The following is an 11,831-nucleotide window of genomic DNA, read 5'->3' on the forward strand; positions in this document are numbered from 1 at the left end:
TTGCTCGTTTAGTGCCATTTGTTATTTACCTGTTCTTAGCTTTCCGGAAACGTTTGCGCATTTTTAGCTAAACTTCCTGTTCTTCTGTTCGCATTTATCTCTAATTTAGTTAACCAATTATAACCGCGAATAGCGCTTGATCATGACCTTTCCTGACTGCAAAAATAAGGCAGTCTAAACAAACTGGTTAAGCCCGGTTTTAGAGTTACAGTCGGTACGGTTAACCTAAAAAACTAAGATTGATATTTATGCCCGAAAAGTTTTCGATAACAGCATTTCAAAGTGGTGATATGGGAGCGTTCAATCACGTTTTTAACTTTTTTTACAAACGTGTATGTTTCTTTGCCGCCGGGATCGTTAATGAAAATTTCGTTGAAGATATTGTTCAGGATGCTTTTGTAAAATTATGGGAACGCCGGGGGAATTTTACCGACTTGAATGTGATAAAGGCCTTTTTATATTTAACTACCAAAAATAGCTGCATTAATTCCTACAGGCACCAAAAGGTGGTTGATAAATTTGAAAACGCATTAGTAGAAACTATTGAACAACCCAATATCATCCATCAACTCATTGAAGCGGAGGTACTGGAAGAGGTGCAGCGGGCCGTCGAACAATTGCCACCAGGCTATCGTAAGGTAATCTATCTCAGTTATTTTGAAGGACTAAGCAACCAGGAAACAGCCGATTACCTGCAGGTTTCTATCAATACCGTAAAAACTCAAAAAGTACGCAGCCTGCGTATTCTGCGCGAAATACTAAAACACTCGCCAACTGCTATAGCATTGTTGATACATAAAGTACTGTGAGTCAGTATGAAATATGGTGAGGTTTGAATAGGTATTCTCCTTACTTAATGGTATCCCGAATGCTTTATTTGTGGGTTTACACTATTTGCCCAATTTAATGTGTTTTTCATATTTAACTATCTTATTTTCAATTAGTTAAATTTATGTAAGCCGTAAAAAGTGTAAACCATGTAAACCCACTTTTGTCAAAAAATGATCACATTTCTTAGCCTGGACTCACGTTTAAATAATTTTTTTTGAAAAGCTGTCACCCGTTGCGTAGCCATAGGTGTTTGTATAGTAACCAATGGAAAAAACCGAACGCGATATTTATGTTGCCGGGCTTATCGGCAAATTGCTAAATGGTGATATTTCACCAGATGAGCATCTGTGGCTGGAAAATTGGATGGATGAAAGCGAAGATAACCGTGAACTGTTTAATAAGCTGACCGATCCTGATCACCTGGAGAAGCAACTGAAATATTGGAATACGATAGATAACAACGCGGCATGGCAAAAGCTACAAGGAAAGCTGGATGTAATAGAAACACCTCGGCGTTTTAAATACCTGTCGCTACTGAAATATGCAGCTGTAGTGTTATTGCTGCTTAGTGTTTCCTTTTTATTATACCGGGGAAATGAGCGGTCAGAGAAAAAGCAGGTTAATAAAATAGCACAAACCCCAATTAATCCCGGAAGCAATCATGCTATGTTGATACTGGATAATGGTCAAAAAGTAACCCTTAAAAAACACCAAAATATATCGCTGAGCGAAAAAGATGGTACAGCCGTATCTAATCAAAATGATGTGCTTACCTACAAACAAAATGGCCGTGATGCTGATGCTGCGCAAACGCCTGCATTCAATACCATTATGGTTCCGAGGGGCGGAGAGTACCAGCTGATATTGGCCGATGGTTCAAAGGTTTGGATGAACTCGGCATCTACCCTGAAATATCCCACTACTTTCATTGGAAAAGAACGCAAAGTTTACTTAACCGGCGAGGCTTATTTTGAAGTTGCAAAAAATACTGCCATGCCATTTATTGTAAAAACAAATAAGGCCGATGTACAGGTTTTAGGTACACACTTTAACGTAATGGCTTATGACGATGAGCTTAATTGTAAAACTACCTTGTTAGAGGGATCTGTAAGGGTTCAATCATCATCTGGTGTTAATGTGATCAAGCCGGGGCAACAGGCAATCATAAATAACCAGGGCCAGCAAAAAATAACAAGCGATATCAATATAGAAGAGGAAATGGCCTGGAAAAATGGCTTCTTTATATTTAAAGATGCCGGTATCAAAGGGATTATGCAACAGGCTGCCCGGTGGTATGATCTGGATGTGGTTTACGAGGGCGATATCCCGGAAATTCAGTTTAGCGGCAAAATGTCGCGTAAGGTTGATTTTTATGGGTTTGTGAACATACTAAAGTACGCAGGCCTGCACTTCAATATCAAAGGAAAAACCGTAACCATAACTAAATAACAGATCGGTGTGTGAGAAGACAGATCTGTTTACGAGAGCATTTAACCAATTATTCAACTTAAATTAAGAACGATGAACGAACAAATACCTGCTACACCTTAAGAAATACAGGGCACAGTTACGCGGCCCGTTTCACACATTTTTAACGATGATAAAAACCGGAGAGTGCTGGAACACTCACCCGGTTATATCTGGGCAAACCAATTATTGCTGACCGCATAATTGAAAATTCGAGTCTAACCCAAACTGTACAAAAGTATGAAATTCATTTCTAAGTCCACGCCGGGCAAGTGGCCGGCTATAACTAAAATTTTATTGGTTATGAAACTGATTGCCATTATAATGATTGCCTTTTTTACCAGTGTAAGCGCAAGAAGTTTGAGCCAAACTGTAACGCTGCACGAAAAAAATGTAAGCATCAAAACCGTCCTGGAATCTATTGAAAAGCAAAGCGGCTATCAGCTGATCTATGTAAACGTAAAACAGGATATAGCACGCATCCACATAAAAAATATCGACCTGGAACATGTAAAGGTGGAGGACGCCTTAAATACATGCTTTAAGGATCAGCCCATCACTTATAAGATCATCCAGGGCACCATTGTAATCAAGCAAAAAGAAGCCGAGGCTAAAACAGATATAAAGGTCAGCATTGATGTTCAGGGTAAGGTTGTTGATGATAAAGGACAACCCTTAATTGGTGTCAACATAAAAGTAAAAGGATCAGTAACTGGTACTATAACCGATGTGCAGGGGCACTATGCTATAAAAGTACCAGATGAGCAGGCGGTGCTGGTATTTTCCTATGTTAGTTTTGAAACAAGGGAAATAACGGTTGGCAGCCAAACAACCATCAATATTACTTTGAAAGATGCTACTAATAACCTGAACGAGGTTGTAGTAGTTGGATACGGAACCCAAAAGAAAGCTGATTTGACCGGCGCGGTGGCCACCGTTACAGGTACGGAGCTAAACAAAAGGGTAGCTACCGATCCAACCCAGCTCTTACAAGGTAAATTACCAGGCTTATCTGTTGTGCAGGGGTCTGGTGAGGCTGGTAATGAGGGTACAACCCTGCGGATAAGGGGTAACGGAACTTTTAGCGGTGCGGGTAATGCGCCATTTGTTATTATTGACGGTTTACCGGGAAGCCTAACCGCCCTTGATCCGCAAAATATTGAATCGGTAACGGTGTTGAAAGACGCGGCATCTGCATCTATTTACGGTACCCGTGCGGCCAACGGTGTGATATTGGTTACTACCAAACAAGGTAAAGAAGGTAAAGTGCAGCTTTCCTATGATTATAACCTGGGGATAACCCGCGCAACGGCTTTGCCCGAAAACCTGATCTATAATTCGGTGCAGTACATGACCTTATGGAATCAGGCCGCTACCAATTCAAACTACCCCAACAAATTTACCGATGCGCAGATAGCATTGTATCAAAATCCTTCAGACCCTAAATTGTATCCTAACTATAACTGGCTGGATGCTATTTTTCGAACCGTAAACGTACAAACACATCACATTGGCATAACCGGCGGCAGCAACGGCACAACCTTTAACGTGGGCTTAGGTTTTGTTGACCAGCCCGATGTCATGCTGGGATACTATTATAAAAAATACAATTTACAGGCTAACCTGAATTCTAAACTTAATAAATGGGCAACATTTGGATCAAATATTACTTTAAACTATAGCGAACGGGGGTATACCTCAAGAGGAAGTCAGGATCAATTCCTGTCGGCACTATCACAAACACCATTATACGGCCCCATTTTGCCTGATGGCAGCGGACGTTACACCAATTCGGTATTCCCAAGCGTACAAACCCCCAATAAAAACCCGATAGCAATTGCGCAGAACGCTATTAATAAGCAAAATGATTATTATGTACAAAGCAGTTTCTACCTCAATATACGCTTATTAAAAGGCCTGGAATGGCGTACCAACGCGGGTTTTAACTTTGATTTTAACAAAACCACCGATTTTAAACCTGTAATTAATCAGTACAATTGGTTTGCCAAGCCCACTGATGCCCCCGAGCGCACACTTGACGTAAACGGACAGGGTATCGATGTAACCGATAATAATACCTTTTACCCAATCGCTTACACCCAGCTTACCTATAGCAAATCGATCAATAATTCACACAATTTCAAATTGCTGGCTGGTACCCAGGTAGAGTATAACAAATCACAAAATTTAGAAGGTATCCGCAACCTGCCTTTTGCTACCAACACGCTGCAGGAAATTGATGCCGGACCGGTTGCTTCGCAGCTAAACAACGGAACCAGCAATATTTACGCCCTGCACTCATACTATGGCCGGTTTAACTATGATTACCAGGAGAAATACCTGTTAGAGGCCAATGCCCGCTATGACGCCTCATCGCGTTTTCCAGCGAATAACAGGTGGGCATTTTTTCCGTCGGTGTCTGTAGGATGGGTGGCTACCAAAGAGAAATTCCTGACCAATGTGACCTGGTTAAGCAACCTGAAACTCCGGGCTTCTTTGGGTAACCTCGGTAATCAGAATATCGGCAATTATCCTTACCAGGAAACCTATAACTTTAAAAGCTATTACAATAACAAAACCAGCTATGCTTATCCATTTTCGGGCAGCACGGTTACCAGCGGCGTAGTTAATAACTCATTGACCAACCCCGCTATCAAATGGGAAACAACCCGTGTATTTGATCTGGGTACCGATATAGCAGTGTTTAACAATAAGCTGAGCTTTTCCTTCGATTGGTATAACAAGTTAACCTCTGGTATTCTCGAAAATGCCGCACCCCTTACCCCTTTATACTTCGGGTTGAGCGCACCGACCATCAATTATGGTAAAATGAAAAATACCGGTATTGAGGCTTCATTTCAATATAATGATCGATTTGGTAAGGTCGGTTTCACCTTTGGCGGAACTATACAAGCTAATAAAAACACGTTGGTATCATATGGTGCTCCTGCTATCAACACCGGTACCAATACCATTAACCAGGAAGGCCAACCTTATGGGAGTTTTTATATGCTAAAGTATGTGGGAATATTTCAATCGGCAGAAGAGATCGCCAACTCACCTAAGCAACAATACAATCCTCAACCGGGGTATATCAAATATGCCGACACCAATAACGATGGCAAGGTTGATGATAATGACCGTGTAATTGTACCAGGCGCTTATCCCAAATTTGATTATTCTTTTAACACTGGTGCCACCTGGAATAATTTTGATCTGACCGTTTTCTTTTATGGTTCATATGGTCAAAAGCTATATGTAAATGGGTGGGGTATACAACCATTTAACCAGGGTTCGCCGCCGCCAAGCGAGTGGCTGAATGCCTGGACACCCACTAACCACAGTACCACTATGCCTATGGTTTATGTATTGGGTCAGGGTAATATCAGCAGTAATGCCAATACAGCATCTACCTATTATTTAAAAGATGCTTCTTTCCTGCGATTAAAGAATGTTCAGTTAGGGTATAATCTGCCAAAGAATTTTGCTAACCGCCTGTTCATGTCAGGTTTACGCATCTATTTTGCCGGGGATAACCTGTTTACGTTCACCAAGTTCCCTGGGCTTGATCCGGAGAGGGTGGCTTCCAACACACGATTTGTTACGCACCCGCAAAACCAGGTTTATTCTTTTGGGATAAAGGCTACATTTTAAACTTATTTATCAAAATAATGATGAAAACAGCAGTAAAATATTTGATGATCTTTTTGATGGCAACCCTATTATTTGCCTGTAAAAAGAACCTTTTAGATCAGAACCCTCCTGCAGACATAGGCAGCGGGGTATACTGGAAAACACAGAACGACGCCGATCTTGCGCTATCGGGTATTTATAGTTTTTTTATACAGGGCTTTAATTACACCTCTTCAACCAATACGGGTCAGGGTTTTGGAGCAGGTACACCTTACTGGGAAAGCCTGAGCGACAATGCCTATAGCGGCGCATACTCTAATATTGCTCAGGGGGCTATTACGCCAACCGTAGGTGGTTTGCAATCCGATGCCTATACCACATCGTACCGGGCTATACAGGCTTGTAATACTTTTCTGGATAATGTGCGGAAAATCAATCTGCCATCGCAAACGCTGTATCAATACATAGCCGAAGTACGGTTTGTGCGGGCTTACTGGTATTTTTTGCTTACCCAGTTATATGGCGATGTGGTACTGTCTACCCACCAGATAAACATTAACCCGGCAAATTCACAAATGGGCAGAACGCCTAAAGCTGTAGTGATTGATACCATACTCAGCGATCTAAACTTTGCCGTTAATAACCTGCCCAATACGGCTTATAGCGGCCATGCGGTTAAAGGTTCGGCTTTGGGTTATATTGTAAAGGTATACATGGCGAATCGCCAATACCAGCAGGCTGCTACTGTTGCCAATGCGATCATAGCTGACGGGAAATTCAGCATTTATACCGGTGGTTATAAGGGTTTGTTCTTAAAACCAGGGCAAAATAACAATCCCGAGATCATGTTTTCGGGCAGATACCAGGTTCCTACTGCATTTAGCCCGGCTGATTATTTGTACACCTACAGCTCCAGTTTTCAGCCTTTGGGCTATCTGGTTGATGATTATGAATGCACAGACGGCTTGCCTATTAGCACATCACCATTATATAAACCGGCAACACCATATGCCAATCGCGATCCACGGTTACTCGCTACCATATTAACTCCGGGTGTTTTGTACAAGGGAGGGATACCCTTTGTTCCTGCTGCCATAGGCGCTACGGCCGGATTCCTGAACAAAAAAGGTGTTGACTCAACACGGGCAACCGTTATCGGTACACAAAGCGACCAGGATTGGGTGTATCTTCGATATGCCGATGTTTTGCTGATGTATGCCGAAGCCAAAAATGAGGTTTCAGGTCCTGATGCCAGTGTTTATGCGGCTATTAATGCTGTTCGTACACGGCCTGGCGTAAACATGCCTGCTATACCTAATGGACTTTCACAGGCCGACATGCGTACCCGCATACGGCATGAACGGCGGATTGAACTGGCTTTGGAAGGTCAGCGGTATTTCGATCTGAAAAGATGGGGGCTCGACAGGGTAATCATACCAACCATCAAAGACCCCAACGCAGCCCAGCGCACATTCCCGCTGCGTGATACCATATGGCCGGTGCCACAAACCGAGATAGATATAGCCAAAGCGGTGGGTAATACGGCATTTAAACAAACACCAGGCTATTAACCCAGATACAATTATCATCAGAAAACATCAATGACAACTAAATATCAATTTAAAATAGTTATGAGCCTGATAATCCTGCTTATAACTTGCCCCCCTGTATTGTTTGCCCTGGGTAATGTTATTGTTTATAGTCCCGATAAGCAGGTGCGTTTAGAAGTATTTAATAAAGCAGGGGCTTTATCTTATAATATTCAATACAAAAACAAAGCGGTTATCAATGCTTCAGCTTTACATATCAGTGTTGATAAAAGCGTGCTCACTAACCATGCCACCATTACCGGAAACTCCACATACAGCATAAATGAAAGCTATCCATGGTATGGCGCACACTCCTTAGCTGTTAATCATTTTAATGGTGCAAAAATAAAGCTCCAGCATGGTAAGATCAGCTATCAGCTTGATGTTCGGGTATTTAATGATGCGGCTGCTTTTAGCTTTATTATACCGGGGAATAAAAATGATAAGCGTATCCCTGATGAAACTACAGAGTTTAATGTGCCTGCCGGTAGTACCATCTGGTATCATGATCTGAACGGTCATTATGAAGGGCAGCATACAAAAAAATCTATAGATTCGATAAGTGCCGGGCAATGGATAGCGCCGCCTGCTACTTTTAAACTGCCAGGTAATGCAGGTTATGCTTCTATTACCGAAGCTGATCTGAAAAACTATGCAGGTATGGCTTTGCAATCGGCAGGGCAAGGAAAACTGGTTTTACAACTGGCAGATCATCACCCGATCTCCCATCCTTATGAATTGAGGTATAGTAAAGACGATATAGCGCGGGTGTCCAAACCGGCGGCAATCAACGGTACCATTACTACGCCATGGCGTGTGGTTATGATAGGCTCAGATCTGAATACGCTGGTTAATTGTGATGCCGTACATAATTTGTGCCCGCCGCCTGATAAAAAATACTTTCCCGACGGAATCCTTACCTCATGGATAAAACCGGGGCGAGCCGTATGGCAATACCTGGATGGTGCAGGCGATAAAACTGTGAATAACATGAAAGAATATTCACGCCTGGCAGCCGAACTGGGTTTTGAACATAATATACTCGAAGGTTTTTGGGAAAAATGGAGCGATGATGAAATCAAAGACCTGACAAGCTATTCCAAACAAAAAGGAGTGGACATATGGGTATGGATGCACTCCAAAGACCTTCGAGATGCCTCGTTAAGACAGGCGAAGTTCAAACGTTGTCATGATTTAGGTATCAGCGGATTAAAGATCGATTTCTTTGATAACGAAGCTAAAGAAGTAGTCGACTTGTACCAGGATATCTTAATGGAGACCGCGCAATTACATTTAATGGTTGATTTTCATGGATCCAATAAGCCAACCGGTCAGCTACGTACATGGCCAAATGAACTGACACGCGAAGCAGTCAAAGGTATGGAATCGAGCAGACTGGCTGATAGGGCAACGCATAGCACAACGCTACCATTTACGCGTTTTTTAGCTGGACCGGCGGAGTATACACCTGTGCATTTTGGAGAGCGCCGTAAAAACACCACCTGGACAAATCAGATTGCAAGCGCTGTTATTTTAACAGCCCCGGTATTAACCTATGCTGCCAGTCCGCAGCATTTGCTGGAGAACCCCGGAGGGGATATCATCAAAAGTATTCCATCCACCTGGAATGAAACCATTGTGTTGCAGCCATCGGCAATAGGGGAACTGGCCGTTTTTGCCCGCAGAAAAGGCAATACCTGGTTTTTAGCCGTTATGAACGGAGCCCAGCCAAAAAATATTCAAATATCACTTAGCTTTTTGAAAGCTTCGGCTAAATGCTCAAGCCTTACTGACGATCCGGATAATACAGGAGCTTTAAAAACGCAAAACTCAGTAGTAAAACCTACCGACGTAGTATCATTGAGCTTAGGTACAGGGGGCGGATATGTGGCCAGGTTTAATCTGCAATAATTGATCACAAATTAAAAAATATGAGAAAGATCACTGCTTACAGCATTCTATTGGTTATTGGTTTAATGATATCGCCTGCATTAAGGGCGCAGCAAAAAACGGTTACATTGGATTATTATTTTAATAATGAATACCGGAAAAACAAAGCCGGGGAGCAGGAGAGGTATCACTATACCTGGGAGGATACTAAAAGCAGTGGTTTTTCTATATGGGGTGATGTTTTTAAGAAGAACGGAGCCAGTTTAAAAAGTCTTGAAAATGAACCAACTCCTGATAATTTAAAGGGAACCGACATTTATATTATTGTTGACCCGGATACTAAAAAAGAAACCCCTGATCCTCATTATATCGAATCCCAACATATCAAAGCTATAGCTGACTGGGTTAAGCAAGGTGGTGTATTGGTTTTAATGGCTAACGATAGTGCTAATGCTGAATTACCACATCTAAACGTGTTGGCTGCAAAATTTGGGATCCATTTCAATGATGATCTGTATAAACATGTGATCGGTACTCAGTTTGAAATGGGGACCATTAATATCCCCGCAAATGATCCGGTATTTAAAACCGCTAAAAAAGTTTATCTGAAAGATATCGCCACACTTCAACTATCAGCCCAGGCTAAACCTTTGCTTATTGATGATGCTCATGTAATTGTTGGCAGTGCCCGATATGGAAAAGGTAGGGTAGTGGCCGTTGGCGATCCGTGGTTGTACAATGAATATACTAATGGCAGATTACCTGCCGCTATGGGTTTTGACAATGATAAGGCGGCAGATGATCTGAGCAAGTGGTTGTTAGATCAGGTATCTGCAAAGGGAAAGTAAAAAGAGGATAAATAATCAATCATCTCAGTGCTAAGCAATGGTTTCAGAAATTGAATTGATCGTATTAATTAAAAAAGGGGATATCCGCGCCTTTGATGAGTTTTATAAAAGAAACTGGCGTGTTTTGTATCAAACGGCTTATCGTTCAACATCCTCACAGGAGGATGCGAAGGATCTTGTGCAAACGGTTTTCATAAATTTATGGAATTGCAGGCAGAACCTTAACCCCGATGCTTATACGCCCTCTTATCTTTTTAAGATACTGAAAAACAACATTATTAATTTTTATAAGCAAGATTCGGCCAGAAGAAAAAGATTGGAAAAATTATTATATCTGGATGAGGTAAATCAATACACCAACGAAGATAACCTAATGGCTAAAGAGCTTTCGATCGTAATTGATGGAGAGATCAGAGAACTGCCCCGGAAAATGCAGGAGGTTTTTATTTTATCACGCAGGCAGCATCTTTCTGTTAATGAAATTTCCGAAACGCTTAACATTACCCCCCGCACAGTTAAAAACCAGCTTTCCAATGCCTTGAAAATACTACGTACAAAATTGGGTATGTTTTAGTCATTTTTTATAAAAATAAATATGGTACCAGATGGTCTATGCTTTGTATATATTATCAAAACCAAAAACTGTTTAAATAACAGTTTATAAACTTAAAACAGATCATCATGATGCTATGGCGGAAGCCTGAACCCAATGATAAAATTGGGGAAGAACATCTTCGGGACGAGGAAGCTATGCGTGCTGTGGAAAAAGAAATGCTCCATAATATCCATAAAGAAATTTTGGGGAGATGGCATTTTCTGAAAACTACAACGGCTAAATATACCATGGCGGCCTCTTTACTGCTGATGTGCTGTTCGGGACTTTTGTACAAAAAATTATCTGCCAATGGAGAAGCCAGCTGGGTAACAGTAGCCGCACCCAAAGGCAGCATCAAAAACATTCAGCTTCCTGATGGGTCAACGGTTTGGTTAAATTCCGGTTCTGTACTGAAATTTCCCGATCACTTTGGCAAAACCAGGGAAATAGAACTGCTTGACGGCGAGGCCTATTTTGATATAAAGCATGATGATCAATCTCCATTTACGGTTCATTATGGCCGTTTACATGCACGCGTATTGGGAACTGCATTTAATGTGAAATTCTATAAAAGTATTAGCGATGTACGCTTGTCTGTTACCCGCGGCAGGGTAGAAGTAGGCAAGCAATCATCAAGCTTTGGCGTGATCACCTTAGGTAAAGAGGTTATTTACGATCAAAAAGCAGGCACTCATCGGGTTAGATTAATTGATGCTGAAAAAGTGGCTGCCTGGACATCAAACGAGATCAACCTGTACACTATCCCGTTTGATGAACTGATAATGCGTTTGGAAAACAATTATAACGTGCAGATCAATTATGATCACAGCCGGATACATCATCTTACAACTACCATCCATTTTTCAAGAACTAATACTTTACAATATGTACTGGATATCATTAAAACCATTCATCATTTGGATTATGATATAAAAGGAAAGGAGGTTTATCTGAAGAAAATGTGAATCAGTAAGCCAA

At 41.6% G+C, this 11,831-nt stretch carries 8 protein-coding genes; all 8 read left to right on the forward strand.

Features of this window, described 5'->3' with window-relative positions; all coding sequences use genetic code 11:
• Window positions 1-248: 248 nt before the first annotated feature.
• The 8 genes from FHW89_RS00800 to FHW89_RS00835 all read left to right on the forward strand — a co-directional run bounded on the left by FHW89_RS00800 (window position 249) and on the right by FHW89_RS00835 (window position 11,818).
• Window positions 249-809 carry an RNA polymerase sigma factor gene (locus FHW89_RS00800; RefSeq protein WP_172333111.1) on the forward strand — a complete coding sequence of 187 codons (561 nt, stop codon included), beginning with the start codon at window positions 249-251 and terminating at the stop codon, window positions 807-809.
• Window positions 810-1,095: 286 nt separating this feature from the next.
• Entirely contained in the window at window positions 1,096-2,280 is a 1,185-nt protein-coding gene (locus FHW89_RS00805) for a FecR family protein (RefSeq protein WP_172333112.1), read from the forward strand.
• A 258-nt stretch (window positions 2,281-2,538) separates the two neighbouring features.
• Window positions 2,539-5,952, forward strand: a complete 3,414-nt coding sequence (locus tag FHW89_RS00810; RefSeq protein ID WP_216650436.1) for a TonB-dependent receptor — start codon at window positions 2,539-2,541, stop codon at window positions 5,950-5,952.
• A gap of 17 nt (window positions 5,953-5,969) precedes the next feature.
• A complete protein-coding gene (locus FHW89_RS00815) occupies window positions 5,970-7,502 on the forward strand; it encodes a RagB/SusD family nutrient uptake outer membrane protein (protein ID WP_172333113.1) in 1,533 nt (510 codons plus the stop codon).
• A gap of 60 nt (window positions 7,503-7,562) precedes the next feature.
• Window positions 7,563-9,431, forward strand: a complete 1,869-nt coding sequence (locus tag FHW89_RS00820; protein WP_172333114.1) for a glycoside hydrolase family 97 protein — start codon at window positions 7,563-7,565, stop codon at window positions 9,429-9,431.
• Between the two features lie 20 nt (window positions 9,432-9,451).
• A complete protein-coding gene (locus tag FHW89_RS00825) occupies window positions 9,452-10,258 on the forward strand; it encodes a DUF4350 domain-containing protein (RefSeq protein ID WP_172333115.1) in 807 nt (268 codons plus the stop codon).
• Between the two features lie 37 nt (window positions 10,259-10,295).
• On the forward strand, window positions 10,296-10,832 hold the full coding sequence (locus FHW89_RS00830) for an RNA polymerase sigma factor (RefSeq protein ID WP_172333116.1): 537 nt from the start codon (window positions 10,296-10,298) through the stop codon (window positions 10,830-10,832).
• A 107-nt stretch (window positions 10,833-10,939) separates the two neighbouring features.
• Complete coding sequence (locus FHW89_RS00835; protein ID WP_172333117.1) at window positions 10,940-11,818, forward strand: FecR family protein; 879 nt, start codon at window positions 10,940-10,942, stop codon at window positions 11,816-11,818.
• Window positions 11,819-11,831: the final 13 nt, after the last annotated feature.

The sequence above is a fragment of the Mucilaginibacter sp. SG564 genome (assembly GCF_013149275.1).
Lineage (GTDB): Bacteria > Bacteroidota > Bacteroidia > Sphingobacteriales > Sphingobacteriaceae > Mucilaginibacter.